This is a genomic window from Streptococcus parasanguinis (assembly GCF_000963275.1).
GTDB classification, from domain to species: domain Bacteria; phylum Bacillota; class Bacilli; order Lactobacillales; family Streptococcaceae; genus Streptococcus; species Streptococcus parasanguinis_B.
This window is the reverse complement of record NZ_JYOW01000001.1, coordinates 539,405-554,441: the sequence shown is the minus strand read 5'-3', so window position 1 is coordinate 554,441 and position 15,037 is coordinate 539,405. Positions and strand designations below refer to the sequence as shown.

Genomic DNA, 15,037 nt, shown 5'->3' with positions numbered 1-15,037 from the left:
AAATGGGTTACTGTTTCGAAGAAGAACCTTCTATCTACCCTCCTTCCTTTATTTTTCCTTATAAAGAACTCTCAAGATCAGTAACTGTGTTAGCAAAATCCAGATAATCAGTATAGTGAAGTCAAAAAATGAGACGTGACCATGACTATAGACACAAGCTCGTAGGAGTTTGACAGAAGGGACAAATGGAAGAACATGGTAGAGATGGTTTATCCAATCTGGAAGACGACTTGCAGGGTACATGATTGGTGAAAACATCAAACCAATCATGAGAATTAACTGAGACATCAGCGTGACAATATTGGGAGAAAAAGTATACGCAATGGCAAATCCAAGACTGATCATCGTAAGACAGATCAGAAATAGGATGAAAACAGCCAGAACAGATACATTTAGGCGGACAGAAAAACGAAAATAGCCCAGTATAACAGAAATGAACACTCCAGGTAAAATAGCAATCATCCACATCCAAAGATCTGCTAAGGAAATCAGAATTCGTGGTATTGGAAGGGCTCGTACGTAGTCTACATGTCCTTCTGACTTCGCATTTGCTATAACAGGGGATGAGATCGTACAGCCAATAGAAATAATTCCTATCAGAACTGAACCAGAAGAGAGATAGTAGGCAGCTGTCGTATCAATCTCACCGATCACTAGTGGATAACCAAAAAGAAGTGAAATGGATAACAGAACCTGAGCTAGCGTAAAGAGTAGAAATAGATCTTTTTGACGAAGATAGTTCCAACGAAGTAAGTAAAAAAATTGAGTCATATCAGTTTGTCAACTCCTCTCTATAAAGATCTGAAATGGATACGTTTTTCTGAGCAAGTGACAGATTAAAAATATTCTTTCTATCCAATTCCTGTGTTATTTTTGGTAGCAGTCTTGTTAACTCCTTCTCTTCTACTTCAATCTGGCAAATCGAACCATTGATAATGGTATAATCTTGGAATAGAGCTAAGCTATCTTTATTCCTAAACTCAAAAGATATTTGATACTGTTTTTGATAGGTTATTTGCTGAACTGGGCCTGACTTGATTAACTTCCCATGGTTAAATAAGGCATAGTTGTCTGCATATTTTTCAACTTCCAAAAGATTATGCGTCACGATAATAATGGTATGACCTTTATGCGCCAGCTTCTGTAATAATTGCCATTGTTTTTCACGACGTATTGGATCAACATCATTTGTCGGTTCATCAAGAAGAATGATGGTCGGAGATCCTATTAAAGCCATTGCAAAAGAAGTTAGACGCTTTAATCCTCCTGAGAGATCCTTTCCTTGTTTTGCCCGGTACTCCTTAATTTCTAACTCGGTTAAGAGCTGATCCATTTCTTTTTGTATATCTAAGGTATTTAATCCTCTCATTCTTCCAAGCATTTCTAAGTTTTGTTCTACTGTTAATTTTTCAAGTGGTGCATACTGTTGAGACATATAGCTCATCATTGAGCGAGCTTGTTTACGATTCTGTACAAAAGAAATGTCTCCATAGCTAACGTCTCCTTTATCAGGTTTGGTAAAACCAATCATTTGATTTAAGAGGGTGGACTTACCAGCACCATTGTGTCCTAAAAAAGCTGTAATTTTAGCAGCTTCTATTTCTAATGAAATATGGTTATTAGCAAAATGTTGCTTATCAAATGATTTTGTCAAATCTCTAATAGTCAGTGGTGCAAATGTCTTCATCTCATCACTCAAGACTGAGAAGATTTTCCCAGCTTCCTTCATTTTTGATAAGATTATTGTATAATAAACATATGACTTTCCATGGTTTACGTCATGATTTACCATTTTAGTGTCATAATTAGCCAACTCAATTTGATAAGGGGGACTTATGTTAAACGTCGTTATTTGTGATGACTCAACTAGAGATGCTAGTCAGTTAGAACAGTATTTACTTTCTTACGACAAGGTTCCTGTAGAAACAAAACTATATACAAATCCACAAAAAATGCTAGAACAGTTAACAAGGTATACGCATTGTGTTTTTTTGGATATTGATATGCCACAAATTACTGGAATTGACCTTGCACGTGAAATTCGTCAGTTCAATCCTTTTATCCCCATTATTTTTGTGACCAGCTATCGTTATTACATGGAACAAGTATTTGAAGTACAGACTTTTGATTACTTAGTAAAACCCATTGAACCCCAAAGGTTAAATAAGGTATTAGATAGGATCTTGCGTTATTTAGATTTAGGACAAACCATCTTTAACTTCTCATTTGGAAAACAAAGTTACTCTATTCCTTTAAGTGACATTACCTATTTTGAGAAAGATAAGCGTTCCGTTTTTATTTACACACTAGCAGATACCTATAAGTCCTTACTGAAAACTCAAGAAATTTTAGATAAACTACCTGATTATTTTATTCAAATTCATGCTTCTTATATTGTAAATCCCAAATATATCAAAGATTTTGATGCGAAAACAGTAACTATTTTGCTCAATGGAACCGAGGAGCATTCACTTCCAATTAGTCGTAAGTTCCAGTCTTCTTTTAAAGAAAAATACTATAACTATCTCAGTGAAAGGAATTTCTAATGCTAATAGGATTGCGGATCATTAGTATCTTGTTTGACTTATTTCTAGCAAGTGTTTTATTTTATAGGTCAATATCCAAAAGTAAACATTCAAAAGAGACACTATTAGTCCTTTGTTGTTGCTTTCTTTTTCATGTGGCTCTTGTGTTTCTATTTTTAGAAAGTCGCGTGTTTTTAGTTAGCAATCTCTTCCTGAGTATTGTAGAATCCTCTCTTGTAGGACTCTATTTTGGCTACTCCTTTCGTGATTCTTCCTTTTGGATATTCTTACAAACAAGCCTGACATTATTGGCCGGAGCTGTCCTCAATCAAGCTATCCAACTATTTCTTCCACTGTCAAAAGTATCGAAAAATATAGAACTGATTAGTGGTTACCTTGCCATCAGTTTTCTTTTTTCAACTGTGATCACTCTTGTTCTTCGACAGCTATTTCGAACACATCAAAAGTTAAACATGGCAACATCTAGAAGAAATTGGCTTTATCAATTTATCGTGCCGATTTTATCGATTATTTTTGCATTTACTGTATCTGCTATTCAAGGGCAAGTATTTGGACCAGATTATCTTTCTGTCATTTCACTCTTGTCTCTTATTGTATTGTCGTTTTCCTCGCTTTATTTTACCTTACATCTTTCTCAACAACAGCACGCTTATTATCAAAATAAATTAGATAAAGAACAACTTCAATTCCAATTAAGGGAAACACAGCAGTCTCAAGAAGAATACCAACGATTGCAAAGTCTTCGGCATGACTTAAAAAATAAACATTTAACCCTCTTGGCACTTCTAGAAGAAAATCCTGATGAGGCTAGAGAGTACCTTCAATCGTTAACCGATAGTATTTCAGGAAAACAAACCTTTTACTCCAAAAATCCAACGATTAATTATTTACTGAATCAAAAACTGCACGATGTGGAAGATGAAATTGAATTGGATATTAACTGCTTTATCCCACAAGAACTATCTATTCAGCCAGATGTTCTAGCTGTTATTTTAGGAAATTGTTTGGATAATAGTATTTCAGCCTGTCTTCGATTGACTGATAAATCAGAGAGAACATTGTCTCTGAATATACGTTATTTTCAACAAAATCTATTTATTTCGATCAACAATACCTTTAATGAACAGGAACAAGAGACTCGTAAAACACGTCAAAGAGATGGTTGGGGCTTGCGAAACGTTGATGCCCTAGTACAAGAATACCAAGGAACTATCAAACGATTCAAAGAAAATGGCCATTATCGAACGGAGATCCTCTTACCAAGTCCAGTAAACTAATGATTCTTCTCCTTTGAGGTCTTATTCAGGTCATTTATAAAAAAGAGGCTGGGCAAAATCTGTCCAGCCTTTGAAGTTAGATAGAAATAACAGTTTGACACATTGGTTGATTGCTCATAGCACTGCTTTGAGGTGACGCAAACAGTATTTCCTTTATCTGCAACCTCCAACACTCTTCCAGACTGTTGTATCTATGCGGGGGTGGAAAAATTGAAAAGAGAGGACTTCTTTCCCACTCCATTAGGATGTAGTTAAACTATCATTAACCAACCTAAATGATGCCCCAAAAATTAAAATAATATATTTTTTAAGTCTCAATCAAATATACACTGAAACTTTCCGCCGTGAGAAAAGTGCCTGAAACACAATTGTTTCAGGCACTCGGGAGTTTTGAGACCTTAGGCTCAAAACTAAGTCATGGAACTTCAAAGAAGTTCGCTGACGTCCGTGCTCACCTAAGGAAAGTTTCAAAGATGACGTTGTCTACATTCTAAGATGCTACAGAATGAATTCTGTAGCATCTTTTTTCAATCTATTTTGTCGCAAGGATAGCAGCTTCTACTGCTGCTTTTTCCCGTTGGATTAAATCCACACGAGCAGCAATTTCTTTGATTCCCATCTTGATATTACGACTGATCGCCATATCATCCAATTGAGGTTCAAAGAAGGCCTTGTATTCATTTAACCGTTCACGGGTCTTGAAACAGTTAGCTGGGTAGATGACAAACTTATCAAAGCTCATATCACCACCGAGTGCTTTCTTGATCCAATCCCAGTTTTCACGCGCCCAAGTCCAAGTTCTTCCTTGGGTAAAGTCATCGTGCAAGAAGTTGTAGTACCAGCTCATAGCCAAGTCCTGTGGTTTCACCACATCCTTGTTCTTCCACTCCTTCAATAGAGCTTCCAAAGTTTCCTTATCCTTGGTATAAGAAAGTGCAGCCGCCAACTGACGTTTAAAGTTTCCATCAACTGTCTTTACATAGGTATCTAAGTATTGTTGGCTAAGCGCCTTGGTTTCCTGGTGCTTGATTTGGTTGACCAAGATTTGCAAGCGGATGGCAGCTGGAAGTTTTTCCAAATCATCGGCATGCGCTTCAAAGATAGCGCTCGCTTGAGCTTTTGCAGCTTCATCATTGGCCTTGATCATATTAGCAATCATTAGCTGACGAACTTTTTCGTCTTCTTCTGTTTCACCAGGCTTAGCTTCTAGACCCAAGCGTTCAAAGTTGTAACGGTTCAAACGTTTCAACAACTCATGGAAGGCCACTTCTGTTTCAGTTCCTTCATCCACAAAGAGACTGATTCCAGCTAATACGCTCGAAACAGCTGAAACAACCAAGTAGGAACTTTCTTCTGTTAAGTGTTCAATTACTGGCAAGAGGCTTGCATAAGAAATTTGACCACTTTCCGCTAAGAGACGGCGTTCTTGAACCACTTGCAGTTTAGAAGTGCTATCCAAGTTAGCAAGTTCAGCAAGGATGTCTTCCAACAATTCCCCACGGTAGTCACTGATATAGTGAGCTGTGTTTTCTGTATTGAAGCGAAGAGCACCGCTGTTAGCTGCTTTCAAGGCACTGTAGTTTGGAATCTTTAAGACTTCTGTATCCAAGGTATCTGGAATACCTGTCCAGTTGCTATTCAATGGAACAACCCACTTACGGCCTTTTTCTTCTCTTTCTCCGATGAAGAACTGCTCTTGACGGATGATCAAGGTATCGTTCTCCACAGAAGCTGAGACAACAGGGTATCCTGGTTGCTCCAACCAAGAATCCATAAAGGCTGCGACATCACGACCTGAAGCCTGCCCAAGAGCATCCCAAAGGTCACGACCGATGGTATTGCTGTATTGGTGTTTTTCAAAGTAGATCTTCAAGCCTTTACGGAAGGCGTCATCGCCTAACCAACGGCGAAGCATGTGCATGAGACGGCTACCCTTGGCGTAAACGATGGCTGGGTCAAAGAGGGTGTTGATCTCATCAGGGTGTTTGACTTCCACATGGACGGATTGAACGCCATCTGTAGCATCGCGTTTCAAGGCAGCAGGCACACCGGTTGTTTGGAAGTCTTCGAAGATATTCCAGCTTGGTTCGATAGCATCCAAGCTGACATATTCCATCATATTGGCAAAACTTTCATTCAACCAGAGGTCATCCCACCATTTCATGGTCACGAGGTTTCCGAACCATTGGTGAGCCAATTCGTGAGCCACCACCAAGGCTACTGTTTGACGGCTTTGGGCAGTCGAGTTTTCATCTACAAGGAGATAAACTTCACGGTAGGTTACCAAGCCCCAGTTTTCCATCGCTCCTGAAGAGAAGTCTGGAAGAGCGATATGAAGGGATTGAGGGATTGGATACTTAACGCCATAGTAGTCTTCGTAGAATTCAATAGCACGAACGGCAATATCTAATGAGAAGTCCAAATTTTCTAATGGGTGAGCTTTTGTTGAGTAGACTCCGACAAGGGTTCCATTCTTAGTCTTAGCTGTCACTCCTTGGAGGTCTCCAGCCGCAAAGGCCAAGAGGTAAGAAGACATGCGAGGAGTTGTGTCAAACTTCCAAATACCTGTTTCTTTGCGGTTTTCCACATCAATTTCAGGCATGTTTGAAAGGGCAATTTCACCTTCTTCTTGGTCAAATTTCAAAGAAAGATCAAATGTTGCTTTAGCTTCTGGCTCATCCACACTTGGGAAGGCTTCACGCGCAAAATGGCTCTCAAACTGAGTAGAGAGGACTTCCTTCTTCACACCATCAATACTGTAGTAAGATGGGTAAATCCCAGTCATATTGTCTGTGATCTTACCAGAATAGGTCAGGGTAACTGTCACTTGACCTGTGCCTTCCAATTCAACATAAACTGCTTCATTGGCATCATCAATCGTAAATGGACGGGCTTGACCGGCTACTTCTACTGTTTCGATGGTCAAATCCTTTTGGTGAAGCGAGATCTTGTCCGCCTTGGCTTGACCTGTGATCACCACACGACCGCTAAAGGTCTTGGTTTTACGACTTAAATCCAAAAACACTTCGTAATGTTCTGGAACGAATGTTTCTACAAAATGTGCAACTGCTTGCATAATTTCCTCCTTTAAATGTTTCATGCTTTCCCAATCAAAAGCCCTAATAAAACTATTTTATCACAAAGTTAAGATAAAAGAAAAGACAAGCATTAGAATGCCCGTCTGATATCGAAAAGACTCCATGATCTTACATTTCGATAATTTTACCTGTTTCGAAGTAAACCACCCATTCACAGATGTTTTTTGCATAATCTCCGATGCGTTCCAAGAAGTTGATCACTTGGAAATAATCCCGTCCGGTCACGATGGACTCTGGATTTTTCCGAATTTCTTCTGTTGCTAATTCTTGGATGCTATCGAAGTAATGGTTGATGACTTCGTCTCGTGAAGCAACTTCATAGGCCAAATCCACATCGCCTTTGAGGTAAACATCTAGTGTCGCTTCGACAAAATCTTTGACTTCACGGCCCATCTTGCTGATCTCTTCCTCAACAGATTGAATACGGACTTCCCCTTTCATGCGAATGGTTGCCTTGGCAATTGATACTGCGTGGTCACCCATCCGCTCTAAGTCAGAGACCGCTTTTAAGACAGTCATCACGACACGAAGGTCTTGTGAAACGGGCTGTTGAAGGGCAATAATCTCAAAGGATTTACGCTCTAATTTCACTTCGTAGTCGTTGATCTCCGCATCATCTTCGATGACCTGGCGGGCCAATTCACGGTCATGGGTCACGAAAGCACGGACCGTACGGTTGATCTGACTCAACACTTCATTTCCCATTGCATAAAACTGGTTATGCAACTTCTCTAAATCTTCTTCAAATTGAACTCGTAACATTTTATTTTCTTCCTATCCAAATTTACCAGAGACATAGTCTTCTGTTTCTTTCTTAGCTGGGTTCAAGAACATTTCATTGGTGTCATTGTACTCAATCAAATCCCCATCCAAGAAAAAGGCTGTTTTATCGGAAATCCGACTTGCTTGTTGCATGGAACGTGTCACCAAGAGCATGGTGTAGCGGTCTTTTAGTCCATACAAGGTTTCTTCAATCTTGCCAGCTGAAATTGGATCCAGCGCTGAAGTTGGCTCATCCAAAAGAATAATCTTTGGACTGGTCGCAAGGACCCGCGCCACACAGACCCGCTGTTGCTGACCACCAGAAAGTCCGATAGCTGAATCATGCAAGCGATCCTTGACTTCATCCCAGATGGATGCGCGTTTCAAAGAGGTTTCAACTGCTTCGTCCAAGACAGCCTTGTCCTTGACACCATTAATCATCAAGCCATAGGTCACATTATCATAAATGGACATTGGGAAAGGATTGGGCTGTTGGAAGACCATTCCGATTTCCTTACGCAATTCGACCGTATCGGTCCGTGGTCCGTAGATATTATGTCCATTGTAGAGGATGGTTCCTGTAGTGGTGACCTCATGGTTGAGGTCGCCCATGCGGTTAATGGCTTTTAAAAGGGTAGATTTCCCTGATCCTGAAGGACCAATCAAGGCTGTGATCTCCTTTGGAGCAAAGTCCAAGGAGACGCTATTTAGCGCCTTCTTTTTATTGTAATAAACCGACAAGTCCTTGACTTGCAAAATTGGTTCTGTCATTCTATTTTCCTTTTTGTTGTCATTTTACTTTATCCAAAGTGACCCGATACATAATCGTTGGTCGATTGCAATTTCGCATTTTGGAAAATATTCGAAGTCTTATCGTACTCGATGAGGTTTCCTAGGTAGAAGAAACCGGTATAATCGCTAGCACGGGCTGCTTGTTGCATGCTGTGGGTCACGATGACAATGGTATAATTCTTCTTCAACTCAAGCATGGTTTCTTCTAATTGCGCTGTTGCGATCGGATCAAGCGCTGAAGCTGGCTCATCCATGAGTAAGATATCTGGCTTCACAGAGATGGCCCGCGCGATACAGAGCCGTTGCTGTTGGCCACCTGAAAGTGTCAAGGCTGATTTATGAAGATCATCCTTGACCTGATCCCATAGAGCTGCCTGTTTCAAAGAAGTTTCGACCAATTCGTCCAAGATCTTCTTGTCTTTCACCCCAGCGCGTTCATGCGGGAAGGTGATGTTTTTATAAATCGATTTGGCAAAAGGATTGGGCCGTTGGAAAACCATCCCAATGTGCTTGCGCATTTCATAAACATTGATATCTGGACGATTAACATCGATTCCTTCATACCAAATTTCACCCGTTACACGCGCAATATCGATGGTATCATTCATCCGGTTCAAACTACGGAGGTAGGTTGATTTCCCAGATCCTGAAGGACCGATCAAGGCTGTAATCTTATTCTTTTCAAACTGCATGTCGACGCCTTTAATGGACTCGTTCGTTCCATAATAGACATGCAAATCTTTGGTCGATAGAACCACCTTTTCTTCAGGAAAAGTAATGATGTGTCTCTCATCCCAATTGTATTTTGACATTTCTTCTCCTTTAAGCAGATGTTAGTTTTTTATGGAGGTAACTTCCGAGTTTGCGAGCTCCAAAGTTAAAGATCAAGATAAAGATCAAAAGAACTGCGGCAGAACCAGCTGAGACTTCGATCGAGTCTGGAATAGTCCCTTCACTGTTGACCTTCCAGATATGGACAGCCAAGGTTTCAGCCTGACGGAAGATCGAAATCGGGCTGGTCACACTAAAGATATTCCAGTTTGACCAATCAAGGGCTGGAGCCGATTGACCTGCAGTATAGATCAAGGCAGCAGCTTCCCCAAAGATCCGTCCAGAGGCCAAGACGACCCCGGTGATAATACTTGGAAGAGCTTCTGGTACCACAACATGAATCACAGTTTCCCAGCGAGACAAGCCCAGTGCTAGACCTGCTTCGCGCTGCGTATGGTGAACGTGCTGCAAGCTATCTTCGATATTGCGGGTCATCTGTGGCAGGTTAAAGACGGTCAAGGCCAAGGCCCCTGAAATGATCGAAAATCCGTATTTGAACTGGACAACGAAGACCAGGTAACCAAAGAGACCTACAACGACAGATGGCAAAGAAGACAAGATCTCAATACAGGTACGAACCAAATTGGTCAAGCGACCTTTTTTAGCGTACTCAGAGAGGTAAATCCCAGCTCCAAGAGAAAGTGGGAAGGAAATCACCAAGGTAATGACCAAGAGGAAGAAGGAATTATACAATTGAATTCCGATCCCTCCTCCTGCTTGGTAAGAAGAAGATTTCCCAGTCAAGAAGTGCCAAGATACATGGGGCAAGCCACGGACCAAGATATAAAGGATCAATGAGGCAAGAATCGCAACGATGATCCCGGAAATAGCATACAGCACTCCTGTCGCAATTTTATCCATTCGTTTAGCGTGCATAGTTCTTCTTACCTCTTTCTTTCGTAATCAGTTTAATCACACTGTTAAAGGCAAGACTCATGAGGAGCAATACCAAGGCGAGTGACCAAAGAACATTGTTATTGACCGTACCCATGACGGTATTTCCGATTCCCATGGTCAAAATAGAGGTGAGGGTGGAAGCTGGTGTAGTGAGCGAGGTTGGTACCACTGCCGAGTTTCCGACCACCATCTGGATAGCCAAGGCTTCCCCGAAGGCACGCGCCATACCAAAGACAACCGCTGTAAAGATTCCTGAGCGGGCTGCCTTGAGCGTGACATGCCAAATGGTTTGCCAGCGTGTCGCACCCATAGCCATACTAGCTTCCCGGTAATGACGGGGCACAGCTCGGAGGCTATCGGTCGTCATAAAGGTAACAGTTGGCAGGATCATAACAAAGAGGACAAAGACCCCTGAGAGGATCCCAAAACCAGTCCCTCCAAAGAGACTACGCGTAAATGGGACGACCACTTGAAGGCCAATGAATCCGTAAACAACTGAAGGAATCCCCACTAAGAGCTCAATGGCTGGTTGCAAGAAACGAGCTCCTTTGGGGGAGACTTCTGTCATGAAAACTGCTGCACCAATGGCAAACGGCGTTGCCAAGAGGGCAGAAAGCAAGGTTACAATAAAGGAACCTAGAATCATTGGTAGGGCTCCGAATTCCTTTGCAGCAGGATTCCAAGTACTCCCAAATAGAAAACTAAAGATATTGACTTTATTGACAAAGAAAGTCGATAAACCTTTTTGGGCCACGAAAATCAAAATCATGGCAACGACGACAACAATCAAACTCATACATAAAAAAGTAATGGTTTTCCCAAATTTTTCTAGGCGGGAGTTTTTTGATTTCGTCAGCATTTTTTTTGCTACTTCGTTCATTTTTTACCTAATTCTTTTATTTTTTTGACACATTCCCTTTTAAATCACGGGTGACTTTCATGTCATTGATCGGGATATAACCCATCTTACCAACAACCTTTTGCTGAACCTCATCGGTCATCATGTAGTCAATGAATTTTTTAGACAACTCATTGGGTTTTCCTTTGGTATACATGTGTTCGTAGGACCAGATTGGCCAGTTATTGTTGACAACATTGGCTTTGGTTGGTTGATAGCCATTAAGCTTCATGGTTTTGACACTGCTATCCAAATAGGTAAAGGCTAGATAAGAGATGGCTCCTGGCGTTTGAGAAACGATGTTTTTCACCATTCCATTAGAGTCTTGCTCTTGAGCCTGCTTGAGTTGTTTGCCATCCATGATAATGGCATCAAAGACAGCTCGGCTACCAGAACCAACCGCCCGGTTCACAATCGTGATTTCAAGATCTGGACCTCCCAATTGCTTCCAGTTGGTATATTCACCCGTAAAGATCTTTCGCAATTGCTCCGTTGTCAAATTGTCGATTGAGATATTTTTATTGGCAATGATGGCTGTTCCTGCTACGGCTACCTGATGGTCGACCAGACTAGAGGCATCGATCCCAGATTTTTCCTCTGCAAAGAGGTCACTATTTCCGATGTCCACAGCGCCTGATTGAACTTGTGAAAGTCCTGTACCAGAACCTCCTCCTTGTACATTTACAATCTTACCAGGATGTTCTTCAATGTAGCGATCTACTACTCCTTCAACCAAGGGTTGTAAGGCAGTCGATCCGACAGCAGTGATGGATTCTCCGCGATTGATCCAAGAAGCACAAGCAGATAAACTTCCTGCTAATGCGATCGTCGCTAGTCCTAGGATCAGCTTTTTAGACTTTTTCAAATCATGTCTCCTTGATATTTCACTATTTCACTTATGATTTTGACAAGTTTTTTCAAAAAAACCTGTACTCCCACTATATCATAGAACGAGTTCTTTGCCCAGCATTTTACCTAAAACGAAGGCCCTTTGGATAGAAATTTTTCAGGGTCTGTCCGGTCACTTTGGCAAAGCCCAAACCATTGCCTTCAACCAGGACCTGGTACCATCCATTTGGATGCGTTTCCTTCAATTGAACCGTCTCTCCCGCAACATAATGAACAAAGTCTTCAGACGTGATCGAAACGGTCTCTTTGACTTCACTCGGTCTCAATGCTAGACCAAGGGCAAAACTAGGTTCAAATCGATTTTTCTTGAAGGTCCCTAGGTGCAAGCCATTTCGGGCAATTTTTACTTTACGCAAATCTGGTAAACCAAGTGGAACCAAGTAGAGTTCGTCCCCAAAGGTTTCGAGGACACCTTCTAGAGTGATCTTCAAGTGTTTCTTAGCAAACTCCTGCCACCATTTCTTTTGCTCCGCAGATAATTGGTCCTTTTTGGAAGGGATTTTAGCAGGACGATTCTCTCCTAGATAACGGAACTTAGCAACAAATTGTCCCTCCCCTTTAAAGAGATGAGGATACATGCGCGCCGTTTCTGGATGGTCAATGCCTTCTGCCATACCATTGATCTTCTCGATCGTTTCCAATTCTAGATCAAAATTATCTAAGAGCCAGGATACGATCTCTTCATTTTCCTCAGGAGCCCAGGTACAGGTTGAATAAACCAAGGAACCACCTGGAACCAACATCTTGAGAGCATCCTCTAGAATTTCTCTTTGAAGAAGACTACACTCTCGAGGGTAATCGACAGACCAATAGTCCATGGCATCGGGTTGCTTACGAAACATCCCCTCACCTGAACAAGGGGCGTCTAGTACAATCAGATCAAAAAAGCCTGAGAAAACTTTGGCCAGACGATCGGCAGACTCATTGGTTACTAGCACATTTCGGGCACCAAAGCGTTCGACATTCTCTACAAGAATTTTCGAGCGGCCCTTGTGGATTTCATTGGAGACCAAGAGTCCCTGATTGTCCAAATAAGACAAGAGTTGGGTGGTCTTACCACCAGGAGCTGCGGCCAAGTCTAAGACCTTCATCCCTGGCTTCGGCTGAGCGACTTGGGCCACTATCTGAGCTGCTGGCTCTTGCGAATAGACCAAGCCCGTTGCGTGCTCAATGGATTTTCCTGAGACCTTTCCATAATGGCCCCAAGGGGTATTGGGAATCGGATCATCAAATGCTTTTTGCGCTTCTTTCAAAGGATTAGTCCGAAAGGCCGATACTGCTTCTTGCTCAAAGGTCGCAAAAAAAGCAGCAGCATCCTCACCTAGAAGATGCTGGTATTTTTCTTTAAAACCATTGGGAAAATTCATTTAACTTCTCCCTTTCTTAAGATAGGTTTGAATTTCTGTTAACTTCACTTTTGGAACCATCATAATGGGTTCCACTGACTGGTAATTAGGTTTATCTCCATTTAGATTTAAAACGGTATAGCCCAACTGTTCCCCCATGATCGCAGCTGCGGCATAATCCCAAGGCCAGATATAGCTAAAATAAGCTAGAATCCCACCTGAGAGAATTTTTGAAAAACTAATACCGGCACTTCCGTAGACCCGAATGCCAAGAGAGTCCATACCAAGATCGGCCATGCCCCAGTCATTTTTCTCAAGCATGCCGACATTTGAAGCAATCAAAAGGTTTTCCAGAGGTTGGTCCACAAAGGGCGTCAGTTCAACCTCATTGCGATAAACAGGGAATTCTCCACCCCCGTAAAAAAGGTGATCCCGCATCACATCGTAGATCAGGCCAAACTGACCAATTCCGTCTTCAAAATAGGCCACCATCACCGCAAAATCTTCCTTTTGGGTCACAAAATTATTGGTCCCATCAATAGGATCAATCACCCAAACGGATCCTTCTGAAATTGGGGAACGAAGGCCATTTTCCTCCGCAAAAATCCGATCTTCTGGGTAGCGATGTGTGATTTTTTCAACCAAATCCTTTTGAACCTGTTGGTCCATCTGGGTGACTAAATCTGTCGGCCCAGTCTTTTTTGAGATCATCAAGTCATCATGGAGATGAAGACGCAAGTAGTCTCCAGCCTCTAAAACGATTTGTTTGGCAAACTCTAATTTATTCTTCAAGAGAAAACCATCCTTCCTCTTTTTGCTTTGCAGTCTGGGTCGCACGATAGAGAGAATAACCGCTCACTTCTTCGAACTCCCGTCCAAGACGCTTTTCTTCTCCGATACTAGGTACGACCTTCTTAAAAGCGCGGTAGGCTTCCATGTATTCTTTGGCCTCTACCTTACTTTCATAAGCTTCTTCAACTTTATTGAAAAAAGAAAGCACTGAAGCAAGCTCTTCAGTGCTCCACGATAAGTCCAGTGGGTAACTATAATTTTTTTGCATTCGACATACTTCTTAGTTTATTTCTGCTCTTAGAGTGGCAGAGCGTAACTCTTGTTTGCGATAACTCCGTGGCAAGAAGGCCCGAATTTCATCTTCGTTAAAGCCAATCTGCATACGTTTGTTATCTAAAATAATCGGTCTCCGCAAGAGACTAGGATTTTCCTCAATCAGATGGATCAAGGCTGAGATGGATAAATCTTCAACATCAACATCCAATTTTTGAAAAATTTTTGAACGAGTTGAAATAATGTCGTCTGTTCCGTTTTCGGTCAAGGCCAATATACTTGTCAACTCCTGTTTGCTCAAAGGACTTGTCATAATATTGTGTTCTTTAAATGGAACATCGTGCTTTTTTAACCAAGCCCGAGCTTTTCGACATGATGTACAACTCGGTGATAAAAATAATGTAATCATGTGTTTCACTTCTTTTTTATATATAACTATCTGACTCTATTATACAAAAAAAATAGGTGCTTGAAAAGCGCTTTTTTGATTTCTCGACGATTTTTCTGAATTTCAGTGGAAAAAAGAAATCCCTTTCATTTTCCCCAAGAAGAAGCCCGAAAAAAGAGAGTGGGACAGAAATCGGTAATTCGTTAGAATTCGATTTCGTCGTCCCAC

Annotated in this window: 15 protein-coding genes; 2 read left to right on the top strand and 13 right to left on the bottom strand. The window is 41.5% G+C overall.

The annotated features are described in order from the left end of the window. Positions 1–48: 48 nt before the first annotated feature. Both TZ97_RS02745 and TZ97_RS02740 read right to left on the bottom strand, forming a co-directional pair. A complete protein-coding gene (locus TZ97_RS02745) occupies positions 49–771 on the bottom strand; it encodes an ABC transporter permease (RefSeq protein ID WP_023917775.1) in 723 nt (240 codons plus the stop codon). A gap of 1 nt (position 772) precedes the next feature. After that, on the bottom strand, positions 773–1,729 hold the full coding sequence (locus TZ97_RS02740; RefSeq protein ID WP_045760176.1) for an ABC transporter ATP-binding protein: 957 nt from the start codon (positions 1,727–1,729) through the stop codon (positions 773–775). A gap of 106 nt (positions 1,730–1,835) precedes the next feature. On the opposite strand from TZ97_RS02740, the gene TZ97_RS02735 reads away from it, so the two are divergent. Both TZ97_RS02735 and TZ97_RS02730 read left to right on the top strand, forming a co-directional pair. Further along, positions 1,836–2,546 carry a LytR/AlgR family response regulator transcription factor gene (locus TZ97_RS02735; RefSeq protein ID WP_045759286.1) on the top strand — a complete coding sequence of 237 codons (711 nt, stop codon included), beginning with the start codon at positions 1,836–1,838 and terminating at the stop codon, positions 2,544–2,546. Then, on the top strand, positions 2,546–3,823 hold the full coding sequence (locus TZ97_RS02730) for a sensor histidine kinase (protein ID WP_045759285.1): 1,278 nt from the start codon (positions 2,546–2,548) through the stop codon (positions 3,821–3,823). Before TZ97_RS02735 ends, TZ97_RS02730 begins: the two co-directional genes overlap by 1 nt. A gap of 532 nt (positions 3,824–4,355) precedes the next feature. Here TZ97_RS02730 and TZ97_RS02725 read toward each other — a convergent pair. From TZ97_RS02725 to TZ97_RS02675, 11 genes are all read right to left on the bottom strand, one after another. Continuing rightward, positions 4,356–6,899 carry a M1 family metallopeptidase gene (locus tag TZ97_RS02725; protein ID WP_045759284.1) on the bottom strand — a complete coding sequence of 848 codons (2,544 nt, stop codon included), beginning with the start codon at positions 6,897–6,899 and terminating at the stop codon, positions 4,356–4,358. 130 nt (positions 6,900–7,029) lie between these two features. Beyond that, positions 7,030–7,683: a phosphate signaling complex protein PhoU gene (gene phoU / locus TZ97_RS02720; protein ID WP_031577047.1), complete on the bottom strand. Its 654-nt coding sequence runs from the start codon at positions 7,681–7,683 to the stop codon at positions 7,030–7,032. Between the two features lie 12 nt (positions 7,684–7,695). Beyond that, complete coding sequence (pstB, locus tag TZ97_RS02715; protein WP_003003393.1) at positions 7,696–8,454, bottom strand: phosphate ABC transporter ATP-binding protein PstB; 759 nt, start codon at positions 8,452–8,454, stop codon at positions 7,696–7,698. A 29-nt stretch (positions 8,455–8,483) separates the two neighbouring features. Then, positions 8,484–9,287 carry a phosphate ABC transporter ATP-binding protein PstB gene (gene pstB / locus TZ97_RS02710; RefSeq protein ID WP_003011874.1) on the bottom strand — a complete coding sequence of 268 codons (804 nt, stop codon included), beginning with the start codon at positions 9,285–9,287 and terminating at the stop codon, positions 8,484–8,486. Positions 9,288–9,297: 10 nt separating this feature from the next. Continuing rightward, positions 9,298–10,182 (bottom strand): phosphate ABC transporter permease PstA, encoded by an 885-nt coding sequence (pstA, locus tag TZ97_RS02705; protein WP_003006597.1) that lies wholly within the window; start codon positions 10,180–10,182, stop codon positions 9,298–9,300. Continuing rightward, positions 10,172–11,083 carry a phosphate ABC transporter permease subunit PstC gene (pstC, locus tag TZ97_RS02700; protein WP_003003307.1) on the bottom strand — a complete coding sequence of 304 codons (912 nt, stop codon included), beginning with the start codon at positions 11,081–11,083 and terminating at the stop codon, positions 10,172–10,174. The genes pstA and pstC overlap by 11 nt, the downstream gene beginning before the upstream one ends. Positions 11,084–11,099: 16 nt before the next feature. Next, the gene (locus TZ97_RS02695) at positions 11,100–11,966 is read right to left on the bottom strand and encodes a phosphate ABC transporter substrate-binding protein PstS family protein (RefSeq protein ID WP_045759283.1); all 867 of its coding nucleotides are present in this window, start codon (positions 11,964–11,966) and stop codon (positions 11,100–11,102) included. A 106-nt stretch (positions 11,967–12,072) separates the two neighbouring features. After that, positions 12,073–13,377 carry an RsmF rRNA methyltransferase first C-terminal domain-containing protein gene (locus tag TZ97_RS02690; RefSeq protein WP_045759282.1) on the bottom strand — a complete coding sequence of 435 codons (1,305 nt, stop codon included), beginning with the start codon at positions 13,375–13,377 and terminating at the stop codon, positions 12,073–12,075. Further along, positions 13,378–14,148, bottom strand: coding sequence for an inositol monophosphatase family protein (locus tag TZ97_RS02685; protein WP_031577054.1), 771 nt, complete (start codon positions 14,146–14,148; stop codon positions 13,378–13,380). It lies immediately after the preceding gene. Then, complete coding sequence (locus TZ97_RS02680; protein ID WP_031577056.1) at positions 14,138–14,416, bottom strand: UPF0223 family protein; 279 nt, start codon at positions 14,414–14,416, stop codon at positions 14,138–14,140. The genes TZ97_RS02685 and TZ97_RS02680 overlap by 11 nt, the downstream gene beginning before the upstream one ends. Positions 14,417–14,428: 12 nt before the next feature. After that, positions 14,429–14,830 (bottom strand): Spx/MgsR family RNA polymerase-binding regulatory protein, encoded by a 402-nt coding sequence (locus tag TZ97_RS02675; RefSeq protein ID WP_009732658.1) that lies wholly within the window; start codon positions 14,828–14,830, stop codon positions 14,429–14,431. Positions 14,831–15,037: the final 207 nt, after the last annotated feature.

What these genes read in the sequence shown, in the direction of transcription:
- pstA (WP_003006597.1), bottom strand. Translation starts at nt 10,182, where the DNA reads ATGCACGCTAAACGAATGGATAAAATTGCGACAGGAGTGCTGTATGCT.
- pstB (WP_003003393.1), bottom strand. Translation starts at nt 8,454, where the DNA reads ATGACAGAACCAATTTTGCAAGTCAAGGACTTGTCGGTTTATTACAAT.
- TZ97_RS02690 (WP_045759282.1), bottom strand. Translation starts at nt 13,377, where the DNA reads ATGAATTTTCCCAATGGTTTTAAAGAAAAATACCAGCATCTTCTAGGT.
- TZ97_RS02745 (WP_023917775.1), bottom strand. Translation starts at nt 771, where the DNA reads ATGACTCAATTTTTTTACTTACTTCGTTGGAACTATCTTCGTCAAAAA.
- phoU (WP_031577047.1), bottom strand. Translation starts at nt 7,683, where the DNA reads ATGTTACGAGTTCAATTTGAAGAAGATTTAGAGAAGTTGCATAACCAG.
- TZ97_RS02680 (WP_031577056.1), bottom strand. Translation starts at nt 14,416, where the DNA reads ATGCAAAAAAATTATAGTTACCCACTGGACTTATCGTGGAGCACTGAA.
- TZ97_RS02735 (WP_045759286.1), top strand. Translation starts at nt 1,836, where the DNA reads ATGTTAAACGTCGTTATTTGTGATGACTCAACTAGAGATGCTAGTCAG.
- TZ97_RS02725 (WP_045759284.1), bottom strand. Translation starts at nt 6,899, where the DNA reads ATGCAAGCAGTTGCACATTTTGTAGAAACATTCGTTCCAGAACATTAC.
- pstB (WP_003011874.1), bottom strand. Translation starts at nt 9,287, where the DNA reads ATGTCAAAATACAATTGGGATGAGAGACACATCATTACTTTTCCTGAA.
- TZ97_RS02675 (WP_009732658.1), bottom strand. Translation starts at nt 14,830, where the DNA reads ATGATTACATTATTTTTATCACCGAGTTGTACATCATGTCGAAAAGCT.
- TZ97_RS02740 (WP_045760176.1), bottom strand. Translation starts at nt 1,729, where the DNA reads ATGAAGGAAGCTGGGAAAATCTTCTCAGTCTTGAGTGATGAGATGAAG.
- pstC (WP_003003307.1), bottom strand. Translation starts at nt 11,083, where the DNA reads ATGAACGAAGTAGCAAAAAAAATGCTGACGAAATCAAAAAACTCCCGC.
- TZ97_RS02730 (WP_045759285.1), top strand. Translation starts at nt 2,546, where the DNA reads ATGCTAATAGGATTGCGGATCATTAGTATCTTGTTTGACTTATTTCTA.